This window comes from Nocardia sp. FDAARGOS_372 (genome assembly GCF_002554515.1).
Classification (GTDB): Bacteria; Actinomycetota; Actinomycetes; order Mycobacteriales; family Mycobacteriaceae; genus Nocardia; species Nocardia farcinica.
The window spans coordinates 5,869,672-5,895,817 of sequence record NZ_PDDW01000001.1 but is presented as its reverse complement, the minus strand read 5'-3'; the positions used below and the strand labels follow the sequence as shown (position 1 = coordinate 5,895,817).

23 protein-coding genes and 3 rRNA genes are annotated in these 26,146 nt (G+C 66.4%); 3 read left to right on the top strand and 23 right to left on the bottom strand.

Translation table 11 applies throughout. The features are described 5' to 3' along the window. Nucleotides 1–4: 4 nt before the first annotated feature. Both CRM89_RS27425 and CRM89_RS27420 read right to left on the bottom strand, forming a co-directional pair. Nucleotides 5–373 (bottom strand): DUF3817 domain-containing protein, encoded by a 369-nt coding sequence (locus CRM89_RS27425; protein ID WP_098086635.1) that lies wholly within the window; start codon nt 371–373, stop codon nt 5–7. A gap of 127 nt (nt 374–500) precedes the next feature. Further along, nucleotides 501–1,679, bottom strand: coding sequence for an acetyl-CoA C-acetyltransferase (locus tag CRM89_RS27420; RefSeq protein WP_060592991.1), 1,179 nt, complete (start codon nt 1,677–1,679; stop codon nt 501–503). Between the two features lie 125 nt (nt 1,680–1,804). Between CRM89_RS27420 and mce the strand changes: the two genes are divergently transcribed. Beyond that, a complete protein-coding gene (mce, locus tag CRM89_RS27415) occupies nt 1,805–2,293 on the top strand; it encodes a methylmalonyl-CoA epimerase (protein ID WP_011207604.1) in 489 nt (162 codons plus the stop codon). Between the two features lie 86 nt (nt 2,294–2,379). After that, nucleotides 2,380–3,384, top strand: a complete 1,005-nt coding sequence (locus CRM89_RS27410; protein WP_041559892.1) for a hypothetical protein — start codon at nt 2,380–2,382, stop codon at nt 3,382–3,384. A 119-nt stretch (nt 3,385–3,503) separates the two neighbouring features. Here the strand turns inward: CRM89_RS27410 and CRM89_RS27405 are convergent, their stop codons facing one another. Next, nucleotides 3,504–3,809, bottom strand: a complete 306-nt coding sequence (locus CRM89_RS27405) for a hypothetical protein (protein WP_011207602.1) — start codon at nt 3,807–3,809, stop codon at nt 3,504–3,506. 10 nt (nt 3,810–3,819) lie between these two features. Next, nucleotides 3,820–4,512, bottom strand: coding sequence for an endonuclease NucS (gene nucS, locus CRM89_RS27400; RefSeq protein WP_041559891.1), 693 nt, complete (start codon nt 4,510–4,512; stop codon nt 3,820–3,822). A gap of 389 nt (nt 4,513–4,901) precedes the next feature. On the opposite strand from nucS, the gene CRM89_RS31190 reads away from it, so the two are divergent. Next, nucleotides 4,902–5,057 carry a hypothetical protein gene (locus tag CRM89_RS31190; RefSeq protein ID WP_172964584.1) on the top strand — a complete coding sequence of 52 codons (156 nt, stop codon included), beginning with the start codon at nt 4,902–4,904 and terminating at the stop codon, nt 5,055–5,057. An 820-nt stretch (nt 5,058–5,877) separates the two neighbouring features. Here the strand turns inward: CRM89_RS31190 and rrf are convergent. The 19 genes from rrf to prfA all read right to left on the bottom strand — a co-directional run bounded on the left by rrf (nt 5,878) and on the right by prfA (nt 26,069). Continuing rightward, nucleotides 5,878–5,994, bottom strand: a 5S ribosomal RNA gene (gene rrf / locus CRM89_RS27395). A gap of 120 nt (nt 5,995–6,114) precedes the next feature. Then, nucleotides 6,115–9,239 (bottom strand): 23S ribosomal RNA (locus CRM89_RS27390). Nucleotides 9,240–9,567: 328 nt separating this feature from the next. Beyond that, nucleotides 9,568–11,085: ribosomal RNA gene (locus CRM89_RS27385) — 16S ribosomal RNA — on the bottom strand. Together the 16S, 23S and 5S rRNA genes form the textbook arrangement of a ribosomal RNA operon. A 519-nt stretch (nt 11,086–11,604) precedes the next feature. Further along, nucleotides 11,605–12,885: a UDP-N-acetylglucosamine 1-carboxyvinyltransferase gene (murA, locus tag CRM89_RS27380; protein WP_011207599.1), complete on the bottom strand. Its 1,281-nt coding sequence runs from the start codon at nt 12,883–12,885 to the stop codon at nt 11,605–11,607. 51 nt (nt 12,886–12,936) lie between these two features. Beyond that, nucleotides 12,937–13,518 (bottom strand): cob(I)yrinic acid a,c-diamide adenosyltransferase, encoded by a 582-nt coding sequence (locus CRM89_RS27375; RefSeq protein ID WP_086844379.1) that lies wholly within the window; start codon nt 13,516–13,518, stop codon nt 12,937–12,939. Nucleotides 13,519–13,539: 21 nt separating this feature from the next. After that, nucleotides 13,540–13,962 (bottom strand): DUF2550 domain-containing protein, encoded by a 423-nt coding sequence (locus tag CRM89_RS27370; RefSeq protein ID WP_011207597.1) that lies wholly within the window; start codon nt 13,960–13,962, stop codon nt 13,540–13,542. Nucleotides 13,963–14,142: 180 nt separating this feature from the next. Next, nucleotides 14,143–14,535: a F0F1 ATP synthase subunit epsilon gene (locus tag CRM89_RS27365; protein ID WP_011207596.1), complete on the bottom strand. Its 393-nt coding sequence runs from the start codon at nt 14,533–14,535 to the stop codon at nt 14,143–14,145. A 6-nt stretch (nt 14,536–14,541) separates the two neighbouring features. Next, the gene (gene atpD, locus CRM89_RS27360; protein WP_011207595.1) at nt 14,542–15,990 is read right to left on the bottom strand and encodes a F0F1 ATP synthase subunit beta; all 1,449 of its coding nucleotides are present in this window, start codon (nt 15,988–15,990) and stop codon (nt 14,542–14,544) included. A 98-nt stretch (nt 15,991–16,088) separates the two neighbouring features. Beyond that, nucleotides 16,089–17,060 carry a F0F1 ATP synthase subunit gamma gene (locus CRM89_RS27355; protein ID WP_011207594.1) on the bottom strand — a complete coding sequence of 324 codons (972 nt, stop codon included), beginning with the start codon at nt 17,058–17,060 and terminating at the stop codon, nt 16,089–16,091. 66 nt (nt 17,061–17,126) lie between these two features. Then, complete coding sequence (gene atpA / locus CRM89_RS27350) at nt 17,127–18,764, bottom strand: F0F1 ATP synthase subunit alpha (RefSeq protein ID WP_011207593.1); 1,638 nt, start codon at nt 18,762–18,764, stop codon at nt 17,127–17,129. 68 nt (nt 18,765–18,832) lie between these two features. After that, nucleotides 18,833–19,642, bottom strand: a complete 810-nt coding sequence (locus tag CRM89_RS27345) for a F0F1 ATP synthase subunit delta (RefSeq protein ID WP_060592993.1) — start codon at nt 19,640–19,642, stop codon at nt 18,833–18,835. A gap of 19 nt (nt 19,643–19,661) precedes the next feature. After that, a complete protein-coding gene (locus tag CRM89_RS27340; RefSeq protein WP_011207591.1) occupies nt 19,662–20,222 on the bottom strand; it encodes a F0F1 ATP synthase subunit B in 561 nt (186 codons plus the stop codon). A gap of 5 nt (nt 20,223–20,227) precedes the next feature. Next, nucleotides 20,228–20,473: an ATP synthase F0 subunit C gene (locus tag CRM89_RS27335; protein ID WP_011207590.1), complete on the bottom strand. Its 246-nt coding sequence runs from the start codon at nt 20,471–20,473 to the stop codon at nt 20,228–20,230. 76 nt (nt 20,474–20,549) lie between these two features. Continuing rightward, nucleotides 20,550–21,401 carry a F0F1 ATP synthase subunit A gene (gene atpB, locus CRM89_RS27330; protein WP_011207589.1) on the bottom strand — a complete coding sequence of 284 codons (852 nt, stop codon included), beginning with the start codon at nt 21,399–21,401 and terminating at the stop codon, nt 20,550–20,552. 240 nt (nt 21,402–21,641) lie between these two features. After that, nucleotides 21,642–22,100, bottom strand: coding sequence for a hypothetical protein (locus CRM89_RS27325; RefSeq protein ID WP_011207588.1), 459 nt, complete (start codon nt 22,098–22,100; stop codon nt 21,642–21,644). A 10-nt stretch (nt 22,101–22,110) separates the two neighbouring features. Next, nucleotides 22,111–23,283: an MraY family glycosyltransferase gene (locus tag CRM89_RS27320; RefSeq protein ID WP_041560704.1), complete on the bottom strand. Its 1,173-nt coding sequence runs from the start codon at nt 23,281–23,283 to the stop codon at nt 22,111–22,113. Between the two features lie 40 nt (nt 23,284–23,323). After that, nucleotides 23,324–23,989, bottom strand: a complete 666-nt coding sequence (locus tag CRM89_RS27315) for an L-threonylcarbamoyladenylate synthase (RefSeq protein WP_098087144.1) — start codon at nt 23,987–23,989, stop codon at nt 23,324–23,326. An 81-nt stretch (nt 23,990–24,070) separates the two neighbouring features. Beyond that, the gene (gene prmC, locus CRM89_RS27310; protein WP_011207585.1) at nt 24,071–24,943 is read right to left on the bottom strand and encodes a peptide chain release factor N(5)-glutamine methyltransferase; all 873 of its coding nucleotides are present in this window, start codon (nt 24,941–24,943) and stop codon (nt 24,071–24,073) included. Nucleotides 24,944–24,998: 55 nt separating this feature from the next. Then, entirely contained in the window at nt 24,999–26,069 is a 1,071-nt protein-coding gene (gene prfA, locus CRM89_RS27305; protein WP_011207584.1) for a peptide chain release factor 1, read from the bottom strand. Nucleotides 26,070–26,146 lie beyond the last annotated feature (77 nt).

Here is a 26,146-nt window from a genome sequence, read left to right as displayed (position 1 = left end):
TTTGTCACGAGGAGGCGCGAACGGCTCCCGCGCCGTCGGCGGAATCGGCGGTTTCGGCGGCGGTCAGCTTGCCGGTGCGCACCGCCCAGACCTCGAAGACGACGGTGAAGAACGGCGGGATGCTCGACAGCAGCGCGAGCACGGTGGTCTTCCAGTTCCAGTTCAGCTCGCGCGCGGCCAGCAGCGCGGTGAGCACGAACAGCATGAAGATCGCGCCGTGCACCGGGCCGAAGATCTTCACGCCCACCTCGTTGCCCGGCTCGGGCAGGTACTTGAAGCCCATGCCGATCAGCAGTCCCAGCCACGACAGTGCCTCGAGGACGGCGAAGAATCGGAATCTCCCGGCGACGCTGCGCAGATCGAAGTAGCCCATGCGCCCTATTGTGCCGCACCAACTACACCGGGTCGTAGTTGAACCGGTCACATCGGACAGATCGGTCGGATCCGGACATGTGAACGCCGCGCCCCGCGGACGCGGGACGCGGCGTATCGGCTACCCGTCAGACCTTGACGATGAGCGCGTCGCCCTGCCCACCACCGCCGCACAGCGCCGCCGCGCCGATGCCGCCGCCGCGCCGTTTCAGCTCCAGCGCCAGGTGCAGCAGGATGCGCGCACCGGACATGCCGAGCGGGTGCCCGATGGCGATGGCGCCACCGTTGACGTTCACCTTGGCCGGGTCGATGCCCAGCTTGCGGGTGGAGGCGATACCCACCGCGGCGAAGGCCTCGTTGATCTCGACCAGATCCAGGTCGGCCGGCGAGATGCCCTGCTTGGCACAGGCTTTCGCGATGGCGTTGGCCGGCTGGTCCTGCAGGGTCGAATCCGGGCCCGCCACCACGCCGGCGGCGCCGATCTCGGCGATCCAGCTCAGCCCGAGCGCCTGCGCCTTCGCCTTGCTCATCACGACCACCGCGGCGGCGCCGTCGGAGATCTGCGAGGCCGACCCGGCGGTGATGGTGCCGTCCTTGCGGAAGGCCGGGCGCAGCTTGGCCAGCGACTCCACCGTGGTGTCGGCGCGAATGCCCTCGTCGGTGGTCACGAGCACCGGGTCGCCCTTGCGCTGCGGCACCGCGACCGGCACCACCTCGTCGTCGAAGACACCGTTCTTCCAGGCCGCCGCGGCGCGCTGGTGCGAGGCGGCGGCGAAGGCGTCCTGGTCTTCGCGGCTGATCGGCTGCCGGTCGTTGCCCTGCTCGGTGAGCAGGCCCATGGCCTGATCGGTGAAGATGTCGTGCAGGCCGTCGTAGGCCATGTGGTCGCGCAGCGTCACGTCGCCGTACTTGAAGCCCTCGCGGCTCTTCTCCAGCAGGTGCGGCGCCTGGCTCATCGACTCCTGGCCGCCGGCCACCACGATCTCGTGCTCGCCGGCGCGGATGAGCTGATCGGCCAGCGCGATCGCGTTGATGCCCGACAGGCACACCTTGTTCAGCGTCAGCGCGGGCACGTCCATCGGGATGCCCGCGGCGACGGCGGCCTGCCTGGCCGGGATCTGGCCCGCGCCCGCGGTGAGCACCTGGCCCATGATCACGTACTCGACCTGCTCCGGAGCGACGCCGCCCTTCTCGAGCGCCGCCTTGATGGCGAACCCGCCCAGGTCCGAGCCCGAGAAGTCCTTCAGTCCGCCGAGCAGGCGACCGACCGGGGTGCGCGCACCGGAAACGATGACGGATGTGGTCACGACGAGCCTCGCATTCTTCGCGGCCGCGCCATCGCACGGCGACGACGCGATGTCAAGTGGTTCTACTCAACGGTAGCCGGTCGGGCGGAACGGACATCGCGCAGGTGGGGCGCTACCGTCGAGGTGTGAGCAACGCGAATCAGACATCCGAATCCACCCCCGGCGACTTCATTCCCGGCGACTACGTGGTCGCCGTCGACCACGTCGGCGTGGCCGTGCCCGACCTGGACGCCGCGATCGCCTGGTACGCCGAGAATCTCGGCATGGTCGAAACGCATCGCGAGGTGAACGAGAGCCAGGGCGTGCACGAGGCGATGCTGTCGCTGCCCGGCGCCCCCGACGGCGCCACCGCGCTGCAGTTGCTGGCCCCGCTGGACGAGTCCTCCACCATCGCCAAGTTCATCGATCGCAACGGACCGGGACTCCAGCAACTGGCCTACCGGGTCACCGACATCGAGGCCGTCTCGGCGTACCTGCGCGGCCGCGGACTGCGTTTGCTGTACGAGGCTCCGCGGCACGGAACCGCCGATTCCCGCATCAATTTCATCCACCCGAAGGATGCTGGAGGTGTGCTGGTCGAGTTGGTCGAACCGAACCCGGATGTTACGCACTAGTATCGGCCCGGACGCCCGGAAACCAGCCCCCTTCACATTCGCGGTCGAGTCACCATCGGCCGCGCCTAGGCTGTAGTTTGTGTGCCATGTCGTCACCTGAGTCCGATCGCAATCGCTTCGTCGCATTGCCCTTCACCGTTGTGCGGAAGGGTTATGCACAAGACGAGGTGCGTAACTACTTCGACCGCTTCGATGCCGAACTGAGGGTCACGGCCACCGACCGCGATGCCGCTGCGGCGCAGGCCCGTAACCTTGCCGCGCAGCTGGAGGACGCGCGGGACGAGATCGACGAGCTCCGTAAGGAGGTCGACCGCCTCTCGGTGCCGCCGACCACCGCCGAAGGCATGTCCGACCGCATCTCCCGCATGCTGCGGCTGGCGTCGGACGAGGCCTCCGAGGTCCGGGCGCTGGCCCAGGCCGAGGCCGCCGAGATGGTGTCGATCGCCGAGCAGCAGGCCGCCGAGATGCGCGGCAAGTACGAGTCGCTGCTGGCGGAGACGAAGGAAAAGCGCGAAGCGCTCGAGATCGAGTACGAGCAGACGCTCGCGAACGCGCGCACCGAGTCCGCGAAGATCATCGAGGCCGCCCAGGCCGAGGCGGAGCGGATCCTCAAGGAGGCCGAGGCCAAGCGCAAGGCGGCGCAGCAGGACTTCGAGGTCACGATGTCCGAGCGGCGCACCAAGCTCACCCGCCAGATGGAGGAGCTCGAGGCCACCAGCCGGGCCGAGGCCGCGCAGCGGATCAAGGACGCCACCGACGAGGCCAACCGCCTCATCACCTCGGCGACCCAGACCTCCGAGCGCAAGATCGCCCACGCCAAGGAACTGGCCGAGGAGATGCGGGTGCTGCGCGGCCGCGTGCTCGCCCAGCTGCTCGGCATCCGCGGTCAGCTCGACTCGGTGCCCGCCATGCTCGCGGCGGTCAACCGCGAGAGCGAGCTGCTCGACGGCGTGCCGGAACAGCGTAAGTCGATCGGCGGCAACAACACCAAGTCGGTCGGTGCCCGCACCACCAAGGCGATCCCCGAGGCCGCCGAGGACGACGAGGACATCGACGCCGACGAGCGCGAGAACGCCGAGATCGCCAACTGACGTCGGTTCCCGGAAGGCGACGACGCGGTTATCACCACGGTTCAGCCCGAAGGCCGTCCCCGGTTTCGCCGGGGGCGGCCTTCCCTAATTTCCGGGTGGCTGGATCGGCTTTGCGCCGATCAGGACCAACGGCGCGTGATGCGCCGGGTCCGGCGCCCGTTCCAGCAGCCGCGATGCCAGTGCCGACGGTCGTCCTCGCCACCGAACCGCGGCCAGGCGACGATGTGGGCGACGCCCGGCGCGATCTCGTGATCGCATCCGGGGCACCGGTAGGTCTTGAGCGCCCGCGCCGCCGGGATCGTGCGCACCGCGTAGTCCTCGTCCCCGTCCGGCCCCGGCTCCACCGAGCCGAACACGTCGCTCAGCGGCCGGCCACCGTCGAGGCGGCCCGCCTTGCGGTCGGCACGCGGTTTGCGACGGGGCACGTACCCAAGCCTAGAACAGCCGGAATTCGTTGCTCTCCGTGCCGCGGAGCGCGTCGTAATCGAGTGTGAGGCAACGGATGCCGCGATCCTCGGCGAGTGTGCGCGCCTGCGGCTTGATCTGCTGCGCGGCGAACACCCCGGACACCGGGGCCAGCAGCGGGTCGCGGTTGAGCAGTTCGAGGTAGCGGGTCAGCTGCTCGACACCGTCGATCTCGCCGCGGCGTTTGATCTCCACCGCGACCGTGGCGCCGCCGGCGTCCCGGCACAGCAGATCCACCGGCCCGATGGCGGTCATGTACTCGCGCCGGATGAGGGTGTAGCCGGGCCCCAGCGTCTGCACGTGCTCGGCGAGCAGTTCTTGCAGATGCGCCTCGACACCGTCCTTCACCAGCCCGGGGTCGATGCCGAGATCGTGCGAGGAGTCGTGCTCGATGTCCTCGATCGTGATCCGCAGTTCCTCACCGGCCTTGTTGGTCACCACCCACAGCGCCTTCGCCGTTTCGGGCACCTCCGCGGTGGCGAGATCGCGCTCGTCGAGCCAGCACGGCGGACTCATCCAGTTCAGCGGCTTGTAGGAGCCGCCGTCGGAGTGCACGAGCACGGAGCCGTCGGCCTTGATCATCAGCAGCCGGCGGGCCATCGGGAGGTGAGCGGTCAGACGACCGACGTAGTCGACCTGGCAACGAGCAATCACGAGGCGCACCGGTAACAGTTTAGGGGCTCGATGTCCACGGACCAGCACGCACCACCTGTGCCCGCCAGGGGCCGAGGATTCGTCGGAAACGACCGGCCGGATCGGGCGGGCGCTATTGGGCGATGTGGCCCGATGACTTGTGGGGGCGTAGCGGTCCAGCGATGCCCGGGTGGGTCTGCCGGTGTGGACCGGAATCGCGTGCCCGGAGGGCAACAGCAGGCGAGGGAATGCGGCGGGCATCTCCGACGGCTGCGGATGCCCGCCGTCGAGTACCGATGCCCCGCGGTCGAGTACCGATGCCGCGCCGTCGAGTACCGAGGCAATGGTCGCAGGGCCCGGCCTGGAGCAGGACAGAGCGTGCAGCGGGAAGGGGCAGGCGGTGGCGCGGCGCGGACCGCGTGCCCGGCGGCCGGCGCAGACGCCGACGAGGAAGCGGCACCGCCTGGTCCGACCTGGCGACGGTGTTCGTCGTCCTCGTGCTCTACACCGTCGCCCGGCCGACGCTGCACCTCACGCACGTGGTCGTCACCGGCACCGAGGCGCGCCCGTGGTGACGGTTGCTCGCAAACGGCCTGCTGAGCGTCGGCGCTGACGGCGGCGCTCGACGATGGCGTGCGCACGCACGAGCGGGGCCGCGCTCCGGCAGGCGGGGCCGGCTCACCAGGAGTGCGGCGACCTGCCCGAGTAGGCAGCGCGCCGGTAACGGCGCCTCGAATCAGCGGGGTGGCGCTCGGGTGGCCGGCCTGCGCAGGAGTCCGCGGGACCGTGCGCCACCAGTGGCCCGGCTCGCGCAGGAGTCCGCGGGACCGTGCGCCACAGTGGCCCGGCCTGCGCAGGAGCCGGCGGAACCGTGCGCCACCAGTGGCCCGGCCTGCGCAGGAGCCGGCGGAACCGTGCGCCACCAGTGGCCCGGCCTGCGCAGGAGCCGGCGGAACCGTGCGCCACCAGTGGCCCGGCCTGCGCAGAAGTCCGCGGGACCGTGCGCCACAGTGGCCCGGCCTGCGCGGAAGTCCGCGGGACCATGCGCCACCAGTGGCCCGGCCTGCGCAGGAGCCGGCGGGACCGTGCGCCACAGTGGCCCGGCTTGCGCAGGAGTCCGCGGGACCGTGCGCCACCGGTCGGCCGGCCTCCGCTCGAGTGGGGCGGACCACCGGTGACCGCTGCGCTCGAGTGACCGGGACCGTGCGCGAATGGGCGCTGCGATCAGGGGGGCGGGTCGGCCGAGTCGAGGATGTCGGCACAAACGGCGGTGGTCGAGGAAACAGCAAAGGCCTCCAACGCTGTTGGAGGCCTCGATGTTCCGGTCGCCGAACGGTTCCGGTCCGGAAATGCCGATAGGGGACCCACTAGTGGGTCCCCTATCAGGAAAGGATGTTCCGGCGGTGTCCTACTCTCCCACACCCTGTCGAGTGCAGTACCATCGGCGCTGGCAGGCTTAGCTTCCGGGTTCGGAATGGGACCGGGCGTTTCCCCACCGCTATGACCGCCGTAACTCTATGAAACTATCCACACCCCCGCACACACCCCACACCATTCCTCGGTGATGGGGCGGGTGCCAACGGTGGGTTGTGTGTTGTTTCAGATACCGCACAGTGGACGCGTAACATCGTTGTTGGTAAGTCCTCGGCCGATTAGTACCAGTCACCTCCACACGTTACCGCGCTTCCAGTTCTGGCCTATCAACCCATGGTCTGTGGGGGCCTTACCCCCTCGAGGGGGTGAGAAACCTCATCTTGGAACAGGCTTCCCGCTTAGATGCTTTCAGCGGTTATCCCTTCCGAACGTAGCTAACCAGCAGTGCCCTTGGCAGGACAACTGGCACACCAGAGGTTCGTCCGTCCCGGTCCTCTCGTACTAGGGACAGCCTTCCTCAAGTTTCTGACGCGCGCGGCGGATAGAGACCGAACTGTCTCACGACGTTCTAAACCCAGCTCGCGTGCCGCTTTAATGGGCGAACAGCCCAACCCTTGGGACCTACTCCAGCCCCAGGATGCGACGAGCCGACATCGAGGTGCCAAACCATCCCGTCGATATGGACTCTTGGGGAAGATCAGCCTGTTATCCCCGGGGTACCTTTTATCCGTTGAGCGACACCGCTTCCACATGCCGGTGCCGGATCACTAGTCCCGACTTTCGTCCCTGCTCGACCCGTCAGTCTCACAGTCAAGCTCCCTTGTGCACTTGCACTCGACACCTGATTGCCAACCAGGCTGAGGGAACCTTTGGGCGCCTCCGTTACATTTTAGGAGGCAACCGCCCCAGTTAAACTACCCACCAGGCACTGTCCCTGAACCAGATCATGGCCCGAGGTTAGAAGTCCAATACGATCAGAGTGGTATTTCAACGACGACTCCCACCACACTGGCGTGTGGCTTTCACAGTCTCCCACCTATCCTACACAAACCGTACCGAACACCAATACCAAGCTATAGTGAAGGTCCCGGGGTCTTTTCGTCCTGCCGCGCGTAACGAGCATCTTTACTCGTAATGCAATTTCGCCGAGTCTGTGGTTGAGACAGCAGAGAAGTCGTTACGCCATTCGTGCAGGTCGGAACTTACCCGACAAGGAATTTCGCTACCTTAGGATGGTTATAGTTACCACCGCCGTTTACCGGGGCTTAAATTCTCAGCTTCGCGCCGAAGCGCTAACCGGTCCTCTTAACCTTCCGGCACCGGGCAGGCGTCAGTCCGTATACATCGTCTTACGACTTCGCACGGACCTGTGTTTTTAGTAAACAGTCGCTTCTCTCTGGTCTCTGCGACCCAACCCAGCTCACGGTGCAAGACCGGTCACCAGATCAGGTCCCCTTCTCCCGAAGTTACGGGGGCATTTTGCCGAGTTCCTTAACCACAGTTCTCTCGATCGCCTCGGTATTCTCTACCTGACCACCTGTGTCGGTTTGGGGTACGGGCCGTGTACCAACTCACTAGAGGCTTTTCTCGGCAGCATAGGATCACTGAATTCACCTCAATCGGCTACGCATCACCTCTCAGGCTCATGTTGTGCGGATTTGCCTACACAACGCCCTACAGGCTTACACCAGTACAACCACTCACTGGCCCAGCTACCTTCCTGCGTCACCCCATCGCTTGACTACTACAGCAGGGGTCGTGCGCAGCCACTTCCGGCCTCCCGAAGGAGGTCCATCCGCTTTTGGGCACTTAGCACCACTGATTCGCCATTGGGCGCGGATACACGGGTACGGGAATATCAACCCGTTGTCCATCGACTACGCCTGTCGGCCTCGCCTTAGGTCCCGACTCACCCTGGGCGGATTAACCTGGCCCAGGAACCCTTGGTCATTCGGCGGACGAGTTTCTCACTCGTCTTTCGCTACTCATGCCTGCATTCTCACTCGCACAGCCTCCACAACTAGTTCACACTGCTGCTTCCCTGGCTGCACGACGCTCCCCTACCCACCCCAACCACTGCGCACCGGACCGTAACCCGATGCGGATGTCATGTTGGAGTGCCGCGGCTTCGGCGGTGTACTTGAGCCCCGCTACATTGTCGGCGCAGGATCACTTGACCAGTGAGCTATTACGCACTCTTTCAAGGGTGGCTGCTTCTAAGCCAACCTCCTGGTTGTCTTCGCGACCCCACATCCTTTTCCACTTAGTACACGCTTAGGGGCCTTAGCCGGCGATCTGGGCTGTTTCCCTCTCGACTACGAAGCTTATCCCCCGCAGTCTCACTGCCACGCTCTCACACACCGGCATTCGGAGTTTGGCTGACTTCGGTAAGCTTGTAGGCCCCCTAGGCCATCCAGTAGCTCTACCTCCGGCGTGAAACACGTGACGCTGCACCTAAATGCATTTCGGGGAGAACCAGCTATCACGGAGTTTGATTGGCCTTTCACCCCTACCCACAGCTCATCCCCTCAGTTTTCAACCTAAGTGGGTTCGGGCCTCCACGACGTCTTACCGTCGCTTCACCCTGGCCATGGGTAGATCACTCCGCTTCGGGTCTAGAACACGCGACTCAACGCCCTATTCGGACTCGCTTTCGCTACGGCTACCCCACACGGGTTAACCTCGCCACATGCCACTAACTCGCAGGCTCATTCTTCAAAAGGCACGCCATCACCCACCCCAGAAAACTGGGCGCAGGCTCTGACGGATTGTAAGCGCACGGTTTCAGGTACTATTTCACTCCCCTCCCGGGTACTTTTCACCTTTCCCTCACGGTACTAGTCCGCTATCGGTCACCAGGGAGTATTCAGGCTTACCGGGTGGTCCCGGCAGATTCACAGCAGATTTCACGGGCCCGCTGCTACTCGGGTATCACTCACATGAGCCGTCATGTTTTCACTTACCGGACTCTCACCGTCTACGGTAGGCCGTCCCAGACCACTTCAGCTAACACAACGGTTTCTGACTCACGCCCAGCTCGGCAGAACCGGGAAGAGCAACCCCACAACCCCACATAGACAACGCCTGCCGGCTATCACATCTACATGGTTTAGCCTCATCCGCTTTCGCTCGCCACTACTCACGGAATCACTCTTGTTTTCTCTTCCTGTGGGTACTGAGATGTTTCACTTCCCCACGTTCCCTCCACACACCCTATATATTCAGGCGCGGGTAACACGACATCACTCGTGCTGGGTTTCCCCATTCGGAAATCCTCGGATCTCAGCTCGGTTGACAGCTCCCCGAGGCTTATCGCAGCCTCCTACGTCCTTCATCGGCTCCTGGTGCCAAGGCATCCACCGAACGCTCTTAAACACTTACAAACAAAGATGCTCGCGTCCACTGTGCAGTTCTCAAACAACACACCCACTCAAACCTCGACTCGGCACCAGCACCCCACCCCGAAAGGCGAAGCCGGTATGACCGAAGACCCGAGCGGATCGTATCTCTTGCCTGGAAAGAACGTCTGTTCTTTCAGGACCCAACAGTGTGTCGATATATCCACCACGATCAGGAACTGAGCCCTGACCATCCATGACGGAAGCTGTCAGCGTTCCACCCATGAGCTCCGCAGTCCCACACTCGGGGACATCAGCGGCTCTGGCACGACCGACCTCGACTCTTCGAGACGACCGAGCAGATGCTCCTTAGAAAGGAGGTGATCCAGCCGCACCTTCCGGTACGGCTACCTTGTTACGACTTCGTCCCAATCGCCGATCCCACCTTCGACGGCTCCCTCCCACAAGGGTTAGGCCACCGGCTTCGGGTGTTACCGACTTTCATGACGTGACGGGCGGTGTGTACAAGGCCCGGGAACGTATTCACCGCAGCGTTGCTGATCTGCGATTACTAGCGACTCCAACTTCACGGGGTCGAGTTGCAGACCCCGATCCGAACTGAGACCGGCTTTAAGGGATTCGCTCCACCTCACGGTATCGCAGCCCTCTGTACCGGCCATTGTAGCATGTGTGAAGCCCTGGACATAAGGGGCATGATGACTTGACGTCGTCCCCACCTTCCTCCGAGTTGACCCCGGCAGTCTCCTGCGAGTCCCCGCCATAACGCGCTGGCAACACAGGACAAGGGTTGCGCTCGTTGCGGGACTTAACCCAACATCTCACGACACGAGCTGACGACAGCCATGCACCACCTGTACACCGACCACAAGGGGGCCTACATCTCTGCAGGTTTCCGGTGTATGTCAAACCCAGGTAAGGTTCTTCGCGTTGCATCGAATTAATCCACATGCTCCGCCGCTTGTGCGGGCCCCCGTCAATTCCTTTGAGTTTTAGCCTTGCGGCCGTACTCCCCAGGCGGGGCGCTTAATGCGTTAGCTACGGCACGGATCCCGTGGAAGGAAACCCACACCTAGCGCCCACCGTTTACGGCGTGGACTACCAGGGTATCTAATCCTGTTCGCTACCCACGCTTTCGCTTCTCAGCGTCAGTTACTGCCCAGAGACCCGCCTTCGCCACCGGTGTTCCTCCTGATATCTGCGCATTTCACCGCTACACCAGGAATTCCAGTCTCCCCTGCAGTACTCAAGTCTGCCCGTATCGCCCGCAAGCTTGGGGTTGAGCCCCAAGTTTTCACGGACGACGCGACAAACCGCCTACAAGCTCTTTACGCCCAGTAATTCCGGACAACGCTCGCACCCTACGTATTACCGCGGCTGCTGGCACGTAGTTGGCCGGTGCTTCTTCTACAGGTACCGTCACTTGCGCTTCGTCCCTGTCGAAAGAGGTTTACAACCCGAAGGCCGTCATCCCTCACGCGGCGTCGCTGCATCAGGCTTTCGCCCATTGTGCAATATTCCCCACTGCTGCCTCCCGTAGGAGTCTGGGCCGTGTCTCAGTCCCAGTGTGGCCGGTCGCCCTCTCAGGCCGGCTACCCGTCGTCGCCTTGGTAGGCCATTACCCCACCAACAAGCTGATAGGCCGCGGGCCCATCCTGTACCGATAAATCTTTCCACCAAACACCATGCGATGTAAGGTCATATCCGGTATTAGACCCAGTTTCCCAGGCTTATCCCGAAGTACAGGGCAGATCACCCACGTGTTACTCACCCGTTCGCCGCTCGTGTACCCCGAAGGGCCTTACCGCTCGACTTGCATGTGTTAAGCACGCCGCCAGCGTTCGTCCTGAGCCAGGATCAAACTCTCCGTTGAAGACTCACAATCACACCCCACAGGGCGCAATCAAAAGTACAAAACTAGAGTCCGAAAACCCAGCAAAACAATCGCCAGCCGGAAATTAGCTGACAAAAAATGTCCGACCCTCACACGGGGGTATGAGGAACCGGAACCAAAAAAAATTTGGCACTGACATTCATCGACACACTATTGAGTTCTCAAAGAACACACGCACACACATCCGATCGGAACTTCTTCCGAGTTTCAGTGAGGCAACTTCACCAGTTTAGCGCGGCCGTTCTCCCGAACCAAATCGGGGTCTCGGTCGAGCCAGTGTGACCGTCAGGCGCTCCTCGTCCTACCTCGTTTCCCAGGCCCCGCCCAGCCTCTCGGCTTGGCGTCTCGGCTCAGCGTTTCCGCTCAGCGTTGCGGCTCCGGGTCGGTGTCCGTGTCGCTCTGACCTGGAATAAGTTACGTGCTGCGGATGATCATGTCAAATCGCCTGGTCAGGAACCGTTTTCGCGCACTGTCGGCGTGCGGCTCCGGCCGGACCACCTACTCCGCGCCGCCCACCCGCTCGACGAGCCCGCCGAGCGACTGCAGCTGCTCGACGAAGTTCGGGTACCCGCGGTCGATGTGGAAGACGTCGTGCACCTCGGTGGTGCCGTCGGCCACCAGGCCGGCGAGCACCAAGCCGGCGCCCGCCCGGATGTCGGAGGACCACACCGGCGCGCTCGACAGCCGCGGGATTCCGCGCACCACGGCGTGGTGACCGTCGGTGCGCGCGTCGGCGCCCAGCCGGATCATCTCCTCCACGAACCGGAACCGCGCCTCGAAGATGTTCTCGGTGATCATCGAGGTGCCGTCGGCGATCGCGGCCAGGCCGATGGCCATCGGCTGCAGGTCGGTCGGGAAGCCGGGGAACGGCAGCGTCGAGAAGTTCACCGCGCGCGGGCGATCGGGTTGCACCACCCGGAAGCCGTCCACATCGAAGGAGATTCGCGCACCCGCCGAGCGCAGCTTGTCCAGCACCAGGGCCAGGTGCTTGGGGTTCACGCCGGTCACCCGCACGTCGCCCATCGTCATGGCGGCCGCGATACCCCAGGTGGCGGCGACGATGCGGTCGCCGATCACGCGGTGTTCGGTGGGATGGAGGCGCTCGACGCCCTGGATGGTGAGCACCGAGGTGCCCGCCCCGCTGATCCGGGCGCCCATCTGCACGAGCATGTTGCACAGGTCGACGATGTCGGGCTCGCGGGCGGCGTTGTCGATGACGGTCTCGCCCTCGGCGAGCACCGCCGCCATGAGGATGTTCTCGGTGGCGCCCACCGAGGGGAAGTCGAGGCGGATCCGGGCGCCGCGCAGTTCCTCGGCACGGGCGACGACGCAGCCGTGCTCGATCTCGCTGGTCGCACCGAGCAGCCGCAGACCAGCCTGGTGCATGTCGAGCGGACGGGAACCGATGGCGTCACCGCCGGGCAGTGCCACGACCGCGCGCTTGCACCGGGCCATCAGCGGCCCGAGCACGCACACCGAGGCGCGGAACTGGGTGACGGCCGGGAAGTCGGCGTGGTACTTCGGTTCGGCCGGGGTGGTGATGGTCACCACCGACCGGTCCCCCGGCGCGTCGTCGGTGATGGTCACCTCGCAACCGAGGCCGCGCAGCACCTCCGCCATCAGCGGAACGTCGAGGATGTCCGGGCAGTTCGTGATCGTCGTCGTGCCCTCGGCCAGCAGCGCGGCCGCCATCAGCTTGAGGACGCTGTTCTTCGCGCCTCCCACTGCGACCTCGCCGACGAGCCGATTGCCCCCGGTGACCAGAAACCGTTCACTCACACCGGGTAGCTTATCCACCGTCGGCCGGCGACACCCGCGTGTAGGGCATCCTCACCGCGCGGATTCGGCACCGCCGGGCCGCCAGAGCACATCGCCGTCCGGATTGGTGTAGCGGCTGAGGATGAACAGCAGGTCCGAGAGCCGGTTGAGGTACTTGGCGGGCAGCACGCTGGTGTCGTCCGGGTAGGACCGCACGGCCGCCCAGGCCGAGCGCTCGGCGCGGCGCGCCACCGTGCGCGCGGTGTGCAGCAGCGCGGCCAGCGGGGTGCCGCCGGGCAGGATGAACGAATTCAGCGGCGCCAGTTCGGCATTGAACTCATCGCACCACTTCTCCAGGCGATCGATGTAGTCCTGGGTGATCCGCAGCGGTGGGTACTTCGGCTCGGCGACCACCGGGGTGGACAGATCCGCGCCCGCGTCGAACAGGTCGTTCTGCACCTGCCGCAACACCGGCCGCACCCGCTCGTCGGGGTCACCCAGCGCGAGCGCGACACCGATCGCGGCGTTCGTCTCGTCACAGTCGGCATAGGCGACCAGGCGCGGGTCGGTCTTGGGGACCCGGGAGAAGTCGCTCAGGCCGGTGGTGCCGTCGTCGCCGGTGCGGGTGTAGATCCGCGTCAGGTGCACGCTCACGCGTCCAGCCTAGAGGGGAGTTCAGAGTCCCCGCATGCGCCGGGCGCGATCGGAGGGGCGGGATTCCACCCAGGACAGAAAGGCCGCCCGGGCCCCGCGGTCCAGCGCGAGCTCGTAGCGGCCTTCGGAATCGGAGACCTCGGTCACGATGATCTCGTCGGTCATGATGTCGTATTCGTCGCCCACCGGGCCCCGGCGATTGCCGATGTCGATACCGCGGCGATGGATCACCGCGTCCGGGCCCAGTTTGAGGCTGGTGAGCTTGAAGAAGACGAGGCGATCCTCGTCGTAGCGGATGAGACCGTGCCGCCAGCCCTGACCGCCGCTGGCGGGCAGTACCCGCAGGATGGCCGAGGTGCCCCCGCGCCGGATCATGACGAGCCGATAGAGCGAGACCACGGCGACCGCGACCAGCAGCAACACCAGAATGATCAAGACAACCATCCCGGTTTGCAATGCGGTCCGTCCTTTCGTTCGGCGACCCGTGCGCAACGGTGCCGGATACCCATCCGTGGGGACATTCAAACACGAGTCTACAAACCGACTCGCACCGGTCCCGAATAGCGTTGTCGGCGGCGAAGATTACCTTCGCCGCCGACAACGGGGATGTTCTCGAACCAGAAGCTAGGCGCTCGCGACCTGCTCGACCGCGCGCACCCGGCCCTGCGCCACGCGCAGCTCCTCGTCGCTGGCGGCGGAATCCGCCAGCACCTTGCGAGCCTCGTCGACGTCGACCTCACCGGCGAACTCCGCCGACTCGGCCAGGATGCGCACCGTGCCCGCGGTGACCGAGAAGAAGCCACCGTGCACGGCGGCCACGATCCGCTCGCCCTCCACCGGGACGATGTTCACGATCCCGCCCTCGACCAGCTGGCCGAGCAGCGGCTCGTGACCCGGCATGATGCCGATCTGGCCCTCGGTGGTCTGCGCGCTGACGAACGTGGCCTGGCCCGACCAGAGCCGCCGCTCGACCGCGACGAGATCAACCGACATGTCTTTCGTGGACTCAGCCGCCATCGGTGACTACTTTCCGGCGATCTTCTTGGCGGCCTTCTCGACGTCGTCGAGACCACCGCAGGAGTTGAACGCCTGCTCGGGGTAGTGGTCGAACTCGCCCTTGCAGACGCGATCGAAGTCGTCGATGGTCTGCTCGAGCGGCACGACCGAACCCGGCTGACCGGTGAACTTCTCGGCCACGATGAAGTTCTGGCCGAGGAACTTCTCCAGGCGACGGGCGCGGCCGACGAGGACCTTGTCCTCCTCGGAGAGCTCGTCCATGCCGAGGATGGCGATGATGTCCTGCAGCTCCTTGTACTTCTGCAGGATCCGCTTCACCTCGTTGGCCACCGCGAAGTGCCGGTCGCCGACGATCGAGGCCTCGAGGATGCGCGAGGTCGAGGTCAGCGGGTCGACGGCGGGGTAGATGCCCTTCTGCGAAATCGGGCGGGAGAGCTCGGTCGTCGCGTCCAGGTGGGCGAAGGTGGTCGCCGGCGCCGGGTCGGTGTAGTCGTCGGCGGGCACGTAGATGGCCTGCAGCGAGGTGATGGACCGGCCACGGGTCGAGGTGATGCGCTCCTGCAGCTCACCCATCTCGTCGGCCAGGGTCGGCTGGTAACCGACTGCCGAGGGCATGCGGCCCAGCAGGGTCGAGACCTCGGAACCGGCCTGGGTGAACCGGAAGATGTTGTCGATGAACAGCAGCACGTCCTGGTGCTGGACGTCGCGGAAGTACTCCGCCATCGTCAGCGCGGACAGCGCCACGCGCATACGGGTGCCCGGCGGCTCGTCCATCTGGCCGAAGACGAGGGCGGTGTCCTGGAGGACGCCCATCTCCTCCATCTCCAGGTGCAGGTCGGTGCCCTCACGGGTGCGCTCGCCGACGCCGGCGAACACCGAGGTGCCGGAGAACTCCCGCGCGATACGGGTGATCATCTCCTGGATCAGAACGGTCTTGCCGACACCGGCGCCACCGAACAGACCGATCTTGCCGCCCTTCACGTACGGGGTCAGCAGGTCGATGACCTTGATGCCGGTCTCGAGCAGCTCGGTCTTGCCCTCGAGCTGATCGAAGCTCGGCGGCTTGCGGTGGATGCCCCACTGCTCGCCGTCGCGGCCCAGGCCGGGGGTGTCCAGGCAGTCGCCGAGGGCGTTGAAGACGTGGCCCTTGACGACGTCGCCGACGGGCACCGAGATCGGCTTGCCGGTGTCGGTGACCGTCGCGCCGCGGACCAGGCCGTCGGTCGGCTGCATGGAGATGGTGCGGACGATGTTGTCGCCGAGGTGCTGGGCGACCTCGAGGGTCAGCGTCTTGGCCACCGAGGTCAGCGTGATGTCGGCGTGCAGAGCGTTGAACAGCTCAGGAATCGCGCCACGCGGGAACTCGACGTCCACGACGGGGCCGATGACCCGGACGACGCGGCCTGCGGCGGCGCCGGTCCGGCTCGTGTTGTCTTGAGTGACAGCTGCGGTCATTTGGATTGGTTCTCTCTGTGTCGGTTGGCGGCATTCGCGGGCCCTACGTGGCTACGCAAGCTCCCGCCTTCGGGCCGTTCGCTCATGCCGCGGCGCTTCTAGTCGCGGTCCGAGCTCGACGCCAGCGCGTTCACACCGCCGACGATTTCGCTGATTTCCTGCGTGATCTGGGCCTGGCGCACCGAGTTCGCCTCACGCTGCAACACGCTGGCGAGTTCGTTGGCGTTGTCGGTGGCCGCCTTCATTGCGGTGCGCCGAGCCGCGGACTCGGATGCCGCTGCCTCGAGCAACGACGCGTAGATACGCGTATTGACGTACTTCGGCAGCAGCGCCGCCAGCAGCACATCGGCGTCGGGCTCGAATTCGTACTGCGCCTGAACCTCGGCGGTCGGGGAATCGGAGAACGAGTCCTCGCCCATGTCGAAGTTCTCGTCGACGAAGCTCACCTGGATCGGCGCCAGGCGGCGCACCTCCGGGGTCTGGGTGAGCATCGAGACGAACCGCGTGTAGACGATGTGCAGCTCGTCGACGCCGGCGATGTCGCCGGTGCCGTTCGGGTGCGGCACCTCGCCGTCCGACCCGACCATGAAGGCGTCGACCAGGTGGCGGCAGGCGGCCGAAGCATCGGTGTACTTCGGCTGCTGCGAGAACCCGGTCCACGCCGACACGAACGGCCGGTTGCGGAAGGTGTAGTAGGTCAGGCCCTTGGCGCCCATCACATAGAGCACCGGTTCCTTGCCCTCGTTGCGCAGGGTGGTCATCAGCTCTTCGGCGCGCTTGAGCACGTTCGAGTTGTAACCACCGCACATGCCGCTGTCACTGGTGATCACCAGCACGGCGGCCCGGCGCGGGTTCGGGCGTTCGGTCAGCAGCGGATGCGAGAGGTTCTTCGACGCGCTCGCCAGCTCGCCGAGCACCTTCGTGATCTCCTCCGCATACGGCTTCGCGGCGGCAACCCTGGCCTGCGCCTTGGAGATGCGCGAGGTGGCGATCAGCTCCTGGGCCTTGGTGATCTTCTTGATCGAATTCACACCACGAATGCGGGAGCGCAATTCGCGCAAGCTAGCCACGGTTCACCCCTTCATTCGCTGTGGTCGGCGTGATGCCGACAATCGAATAGCGCATTGCTCGACCGATTACTTCTCGACGTGCTTGCGGGTGACCGACAGCGACTCGACCTCTTCGTGGCCCAGCTCGCCCGCCGCGGCCTCGTTGACGACACGGCTGCCGTCGGAGGCCAGGAAGCCCTGCTTGAACTTGTCGGTGGCCGCCTTGATGGCCTCGGCCGCCTCGCCCTCGAGCACCTTGCCGCCCTCGATGGACTTGAAGGCGTCCGCCGCGGAGCGGTGCAGGTCCTCGAGCAACTCGGCGTTGAACCGGCGGATGTCGCCGACCGGCACCGAGTCGTAGTAGCCCTGGTCGACCAGGAAGATCGAGACGATCTGGTCCTCGACCGGAACCGGCGAGTACTGGTCCTGCTTGAGCAGCTCGACCCAGCGCGCGCCGCGCTCGAGCTGCGCCAGCGACGCGGCGTCGAGGTCGGAGGCGAACGCGGAGAACGCCTCCAGCTCGCGGTACTGGGCCATTTCCAGACGCAGCGAACCGGCGACCTTCTTCATGCCCTTGGTCTGGGCGGCGCCACCGACGCGGGAGACCGAGGTACCGACGTTGATCGCCGGGCGGACACCCTTGTTGAACAGGTCGGACTCGAGGAAGACCTGGCCGTCGGTGATCGAGATGACGTTGGTCGGGATGAACGCCGAGATGTCGTTGGCCTTGGTCTCGATGATCGGCAGACCGGTCATCGAGCCGCCGCCCATCTCGTCGGAGAGCTTGGCGCAACGCTCGAGCAGGCGCGAGTGCAGGTAGAAGACGTCACCCGGGTACGCCTCGCGGCCCGGCGGGCGGCGCAGCAGCAGCGAGATGGCGCGGTAGGCCTCGGCCTGCTTGGTCAGGTCGTCGAACACGATCAGGACGTGCTTGCCCTGGTACATCCAGTGCTGGCCGATGGCCGAGCCGGTGTAGGGGGCCAGCCACTTGAAGCCGGCGGAGTCCGAGGCCGGGGCGGCGACGATGGTGGTGTACTCCAGCGCACCGTGCTCCTCCAGCGCGGCCTTGACGCCGGCGATGGTGGAACCCTTCTGGCCGATGGCGACGTAGATGCAGCGGACCTGCTTGGTCGGGTCGCCGGTCTCCCAGTTCGCCTTCTGGTTCAGGATCGCGTCGATGCAGACCGCGGTCTTGCCGGTCTTGCGGTCGCCGATGATCAGCTGGCGCTGGCCGCGGCCGATGGCGGTCAGGGCGTCGATGGCGGTGATGCCGGTGGCCAGCGGCTCCTCGACCGGCTGGCGCTGCAGCACGGTCGCGGCCTGCAGCTCGAGCACGCGCTGCTCTTCGGCCTCGATCTCGCCCAGGCCGTCGATCGGCTGGCCGAGCGGGTTGACCACGCGACCGAGGAACTTGTCGCCGACCGGCACGGAGAGCACGTCGCCGGTGCGGCGCACCTGCTGGCCCTCTTCGATCTCGGCGAATTCGCCGAGGATGACCGCGCCGATCTCGCGGTCCTCCAGGTTGAGCGCCACGCCGAGCACGCCGCCCGGGAACTCGAGCAGCTCGTTGGCCATCGCCGAGGGCAGGCCGCTGACGTGCGCGATGCCGTCGCTGGTGTCGGTGACGACACCCACTTCTTCGATGGAGGTCTCGGGGGTGTAGCTCTGGGTGTAGCTCTCGATCGCGCTACGGATCTCGTCGGAGGAGATCGTCAGCTCCGCCATGTTCTTCCTGCTCTCGCTGTAAGGGTCTCGAATGTCGGTGTGGTGGCCGCCCGTGGCGCCGGCCCGCCCTAGGCCAGTTCCCGGCGCAGCCGCTCCAGTCGGCCGACGGCGCTGCCGTCGATCACGTCGTCGCCGATCCGGACGACCAGCCCGCTGAGCAGGCTCGGGTCGACCTGCACGTGCACCGTGACCGGCTTGCCGTAGATGCGCTGCAGGGAGGCGGCGAGCCGCTCCCGCTGCTGCGACGTCAGGGCGATCGCGGCGCGCACGTGCGCGACGATCTGATCGCGGCGGGCCGCCGCCAGATCGGACAGTTCGTCGAAGGCCGCGCCGATGCGGGTGGTGTTGCGGCCGACCACCTGCTCCGCCAGGGAGATGGTGACCGGCTCGGCCTTACCCGCCAGCAGCCGGGCGAGCAGCTCGCGCTTGGCCGCGGCGGGCTTCGCGCGATCCGACAGCGCCTGCTCCAGGTCGGCGTTGTCGGCGATGATCCGGCCGAGCCGGAACAGCTCGTCCTCCACCGCGTCCAGCCTGCCCGCGTTGGCGGCCGACTCGAGCAGCGCCTCCTGACCGAGCAGCACCAGCGTGTCGACCATGTCGGAGGTGCGCGACCAGTTCTGCGCCACGGCGGTGGTCAGCACCGCCTGGGTGGCGACGCTGACCTTGCCGCCGAAGACCCGCTCACTCAGCTCGGCGCGCGCCGAGCCGGGAACCGACACGTCCGCGAGCGCAACACGCAGCGAACGCTGGTCGTCCAGCACGGCGACAACGGCGAACAGTTCCGAGCCCGTCGTGGCGGCAACACTGTCGCTTCCGGTCAGAGCGGCCCGAAGCGCCTCCCGGGACCGGGAGCTGGCCTCGCGGCTCGCTGCGTACATGCTTCTCACTTTCGCGTCGTTACCTTCCGACCCCGATGCCGGCATCGGAGGAATCGAGCTCGCTCAGGAAGCGCTCGATCGATGCCGCCTGCTTGGCCTCGTCCGAGACCGACTGACCGATGATCTTCTCGGCCAGGTCGACGGCCGTGCGGCCGACCTCGGAGCGCAGTTCGGTCAGGATCTGCTGGCGCTGGGCTTCCAGCTGCGCGTGGCCCGCGGCCACGATGCGGTCGCTCTCGGCCTGCGCCTCCGCGCGCATCTGCGCGAGGATCTGCTGGCCCTGGGTGCGCGCGTCCTCGCGGATGCGCGCGGCTTCCAGCCGGGCGTCGGCCAGCTGCTGCTGGTACTGCTCCAGCGTCTGCTGGGCCTCCGCCTGCGCGGCCTCGGCCTTGGCGATACCGCCCTCGATCTTGTCGGCCCGCTCGTTCAGCACCTTGGTCAGGCGCGGAATGACGTACTTGTAGAAGACGACCGCGATGATCGCGACGCAGACGACCGACCAGACGATGTCGTACGTTGCGGGGATGAGAGGATTCACATCCTCTCCGCTCTCCGCTGCCAGTACTGAGTACTCGTACATCGGAATCAGAAGATGAAGCCGGCGACGAGGCCGATCAGGGCCAGCGCCTCGGTGAACGCGATGCCGAGGAACATGTTGGTGCGGATCGTGCCCTGCAGCTCGGGCTGGCGGGCGATACCCTCGATCGCCTTACCGACGACGATGCCGACGCCGATGCCCGGGCCGATGGCGGCCAGGCCGTAGCCGACGGCGCCGAGGCCCTTCAGCGTCGACTCGTTGGCAGCTTCCTGGGCCAGGTACGAGAGGCTCATGAGTCTTCTTTCCCTTTCTGTTGCTCACCCGCCGGGTGGCGCGGTGTAGCAGGTCTGGCGGTGATGGGTAGTGCGGTCAGTGGGAGTCGGCGTGTTCGGCGAGACCGATGTACACGGCCGTCAGCAGGGCGAACACGTAGGCCTGCAGGAAGATGACCAGCATCTCGAACAGGGTGAACCCGAGCCCCGCGAGCAGCGAGAACGGCGAGAACACCTTCATCCAGGCGGTCGCGTCGAACAGGAAGTACCAGGTCGCGCTGAAGAACAGCACCAGCATGATGTGGCCGGCCAGCATGTTCGCCATGAGTCGGACGGTCAGCGTGAACGGACGCAGGATGAACGTCGAGACGAACTCGATCGGGATCAGCAGCACGTGCAGCGCGGGCGGCACGTTCGGCACGACGATGCTGCTGCGCATGTAGGTGAAGAAGCCGTACTTCTTGATGCCCACGTAGTTGAACGCGATGTACGCCACGACGGCCAGCACCAGCGGCATACCGATCCGCGCGTTCGAGGAGATGTTCAGCAGCGGGACGATGCCGGAGAAGTTCAGGAAGAGGACCGTGAAGAAGATCGTCGCGATCAGCGGGAAGAACTTGCGGCCGGTTTCCTTGCCGAGCACCTCTTCGGCAATCTGTTCCTTGACGAAGACCAGGCCGATTTCGGCGACATTCTGCAGGCCGCGCGGAATGATCCGGGGGCTGCGGAATGCCAGCAGCATCACGGCCACGAGCACCGCGGTCATCAGCAGCCGGACCAGCATCAAACGATCGAGTTCGAACGGCGTTCCCTCGAACAGCACAGCTGGAGGGAAGAAGTCGGTTAGCGACGGCGCGTGGAACTCACCCGCCGCCAAAGTGGTGACGCTCAGCGTTCTCTCCCGTGTTCGGGCCGCGGGTTCGGTCATTCCCGCGGTTCGATCGGACATTGACGATCAATTTGGTCGACTCAGGTCGGCTCGAAGTTCGTCAGCAGCTGTGCGGCAAACCGCTTAGGCGTCTGTACGTGTGTCGGCGACATCGTCGACATGCAGAACCGGAACCCTCGGAGTCCGGCACGGCAGTAAGCATAGCGGCACGGAGGGCCATCGAGGTGAGTGCCCCTCGCTTGGTCGCTTGCTTACCAACACTTTACCAAGGTATCTACGACGCTGTGTAGGGGGGTGAAGTCAGTCCGCCCGATCGGCGGGGTCGGGGTCGCCCGCGGTGGTAGTGACATACGGAACCTTCTGGCGCAGAACGCCGTACGTCTCGGCGCCGAGCACGATCACCAACGCGCCGATCACCGTGAGGAACAGCGCCACCCGGTCGTAGAAGTCGAAGCGGTTCAGGATCGCCACCGCGATGAGCACCAGCAGCACCTTGGCGACCCAGCTGACCAGCATCACCAGCCCCGCGGTGCTCGGCGGCAGCTTGGCGCCGAAGAGCACGACCGCCGCGGTGGTGAGGATGAAGACGCCGCCGATGGCCGCGCCGAGCAGCGCCCCCCACAGCCCGGGCAGGCCGGCGGCGGCGCCCGCTATCGCGGCGCTCAGCACGACCAGCACCGCCAGCCCGATCAGGCCGTAGCGCAGCGCCGACTTCAGCGGCGCGTCGGGACCGGGGACGGGGGTGGGGGTGAAACTCACGCCACCGACTTTACCCAGACGGCGGACGGCGCTGCGCCGCCTCCCCACGCCGCAGACCCGGTACGGCCGTCACCACCAGCGCGAACACCAGTCCGCCCGCCATCAACAGCACCACCAGCCTGCGATCCATCAGCGACGTGCCGACGGCGCCGAAGGCCAGCACCCCGACCCACAGGTAGATCAGCAGCACGACGCGGCGGTGCGAATGCCCGATCTGCAACAGCCGGTGGTGCAGGTGCATTTTGTCGGGGGTGGAGAAACTCACCCCGGCGCGCACCCGGCGCACGATGGCCAGCAGCAGATCCAGCACCGGAATGAACATCACCGCGCCGACCAACAGCACCGGCGAGAGCAGACCGACGATGTCGCGCGGGCCGTATCCCTGGAGCGGAATTCGCCCCGAGGCGCCGGTGGAGACGGCGGCCAGCATCAATCCGATCAGCATCGATCCGGAATCGCCCATGAATATCCGCGCGGGCTGGAAATTGTGCGGCAGGAATCCCAGGCAGGCACCGGCCAGCGCGGCGGCGAGCAGGGCGGGCGGATAGGTGTCCACCGAGCCGCCCTGTTCGTAGAGCAGACCGACCGAGAACACGAACACCGCGCCCGCGGCGATGAAGCCGAGCCCGCCGGCCAGGCCGTCCAGGCCGTCGACGAAATTCATCGCGTTGATCAGCGTCACCGTGATGGCGACGGTGACCAGGCCGCCCTGCAGCGCGTCCAGCACCACGGTGGAGTCGTCGAAGGGGTTGTAGATGACGTACCAGCTCAGGCCCATCACCGCCATCACCCCGGCGGCGGTGACCTGCCCGGCGAACTTGGTCAGCGCGTCCAGACCCCAGCGGTCGTCCACGATGCCGACCGCGACGATCAGCGTGGCCGCGACCAGGACCGCCGGAATGTCCGGGGCATAGTCGAAACCTCTTCGCAGCGCGGGCAATTGGTGCGCGAACAGCACGGCGGCGACGACGCCGACATACATGCCCACCCCGCCCATCCGCGGAATCGGCTCGAGGTGCACATCGCGCTCCCGCGGCACCGCGATCGCGCCGAAGCCGATCGCCAGCACCCGCACGCCGCCGGTCGCCAGGAAGGTCACCGTGGCGGAGACGAGCAGGACCAGCACGAGCTCGCGCAGCGGGACCACCGAACCGGAGCCTGCCAACGGCGAGAACGCCAGCATCACCCGCGATACCGCCCGATCATGCGTCGCTGCATGCGGCTCACCGCGCCGCGGTGCCGGTCAGTTCGTCCGGCGACATGCCGAGCACTTCGGCGATCTCGGCGGCCGAGACCGCACCCTCGCGCAGGATCCGCGGCCGGTCGGCGGTGAGATCGACGATGGTGGAGGCCACCGCGTGCGCGGCCGGGCCACCGTCCAGATAGACCGAGACCAGGCTGCCCAGCTGCTCGCGCGCCACGGCGGCCGTGGTGGCGGGCGGCTGTCCGGAGACGTTGGCGCTCGACACGGCCAGCGGGCCGACGTCGCGCAGCAGATCCAGCGCGACCGGGTGCAGCGGCATCCGCAGCATCACCGTGCCGCGGGTGTCCCCGAGATCCCAGGCCAGCGAAGGAGCTTGCTGCACAACCAGACTCAGGCCACCGGGCCAGAACGCCCGGATCAGGTCTCTGGCCTGCGGACGCACCGAGAACACCAGTCCATCGATCGTGTTCCAGGATCCGACCAGCACCGGGACCGGCATGTCACGGCCGCGCCGCTTGGCGGCCAGCAGCTCGGCCACCGCGGTCGAGTCGAAGGCGTCGGCGGCCAGGCCGTACAGGGTGTCGGTGGGCATGACCACGAGTCGCCCGGACTTGAGGGCACTGGTGGCCGCGGTCAGTCCGGCGGCGCGCGAGTCGGGATCCGCGCAGTCGTAGACGGTACTCACGGCAACCATCCTGTCACGCGAGCGCGCCCGCTCCACCATCCCCCGCCACCTTGGCGGCGACCGGGGAACCCACGGCCGCGCTCAGCTGCGGACGGCGACCACGAAGCGCGGTTTTCCGGCCAGGTCGGGGTGTTCGACGACCTCGCTGAACTCGCCGTGGGCGGTGAGCAGCGCGGCGAGCGCACCGCCGTTGGAGTCGTCGTGTTCGATCCCGGTGGCGCCGCCGGGACGCAGCAGGCGGGCGATGGTGGGCACCATGCCGCGGATCACGTCGAGTCCGTCGGCACCGCCGAACAGGGCGAGGTGCGGGTCGTGGTCGACGACTTCGGGGTCGAGCACGGCGCCCTCGGGAATGTAGGGCGGATTGGCGACGACGAGGTCGACGCGGCCGTTCAGGTCGGTGAGCAGGCTCGGATCGGTGACGTCGTCGGCGTGCAGGGTGATGGGAGTGTCGCCGTCGGCGATGCGCTCGTCGGCGTTGCGCCGGGCCCAGCGCAGCGCGGCGGGGTCCAGTTCCACCGCGTGCACCTGCGCGTCCGGCCTGGCGTGCGCGATGGCCAGCGCCAGCGCCCCCGATCCGGTGCACAGATCGATCACGATCGGCTGGTGATCGTGCGGCAGCGTCTCCAGGTGGGCCAGCGCCCAGGCGAACAGCAGTTCGGTTTCCGGCCGCGGGACGAACACCCCTGGTCCGACGGCCAGGTCGATCTCCCCCATCGCCGCGACGCCGGTCAGGTGCTGCAACGGCACCCGCTCGGCGCGGCGGTCGATCAGTTCGCGGTAGCGCTCGACGACCTCGGGCTCGGCCAGCGGGACCAGCGCCAGCCGCCCGCGCTCCACGCCGAGCAGATGCGCGGCCAGGCATTCCGCATCGGTGCGGGGGCTGGGCACGCCCGCCACCCGCAGCTTCTCGGCGGCTTCCTCGATGACCGGGCGCAACGCTGTTCGACTCACGCCATCACTGTGCCCGAGATCGCCCGGCCGTGAGCGGCGGATGCCGGAATTCCGGTCATTCCGCGGCCATCCGCGCTTCCCGGTCGGCCTTGCCCAGCGCGTCGAGCAGGGCATCGAGGTCGCCGTCGAGCACGGCGTCGAGATTGTGCGACTTGTAGCCGATGCGGTGGTCGGTGATCCGGTTCTCCGGGAAGTTGTAGGTGCGGATGCGCTCGGACCGGTCGACCGTGCGGATCTGGCTCGCGCGCCCGGCCGCGGCCTCCTGCTCGGCCTGTTCCTCGGCCAGCGCCTGCAACCGGGCCGCCAGCACCTGCATCGCGCGGGCCTTGTTCTGCAGCTGGGAGCGCTCGTTCTGGCAGGTCACCACGATGCCGGTGGGCAGGTGGGTGATGCGAACGGCCGAGTCGGTGGTGTTGACGCCCTGACCGCCCTTGCCCGAGGAGCGGTAGACATCGATGCGCAGATCGGATTCGTCGATCTGCACCTCGGCGACCTCGTCGGGTTCGGGGTAGATGAGCACGCCCGCCGCCGAGGTGTGGATGCGGCCCTGCGACTCGGTGACCGGCACCCGCTGCACGCGGTGCACGCCGCCCTCGAACTTGAACCGCGACCACACCCCGTCGCGCGCGGCGTCGCGGCTCTTGATCGACAGCGTCGCTTCCTTGTAGCCGCCCAGGTCGGAGACGGTGGCGTCGAGCACTTCCACGCGCCAGCCGCGGCGCTCGGCGTAGCGCATGTACATGCGCGCCAGATCCGCGGCGAACAGGGCCGACTCCTCGCCGCCCTCGCCGGATTTGACCTCGAGCACCACGTCGTCACCGTCGTGCGGGTCGCGCGGGGCGAGCAGATCGGCCAGTGCCTGCTCCAGCTCGTCGACCTGGCGTTCCAGCTCGGGAACTTCGGCGGCGAACGAGGCGTCGTCGGCGGCGAGTTCCCGGGCGGCGGTCAGATCCGCGCGCGCGGACTCCAGCTTGCGGTAGGTGGCCATGATCGGCGCGAGCTCGGCGAATCGCTTGCCGACCCGGCGGGCGGCCGACGGGTCGTTGTGCAGCGTCGGATCGGCCAGCTGGGTCTCCAGGCCGGCGTGTTCGGCCAGGATGTCGTCGATCGCGGACGGCTGCGTCATGGTGCTTCCTCTTCCTCTGGTGCGGGTGCCCGACAAAACACCGACGCCCGGCCTGCACAGCAGGACCGGGCGTCGGC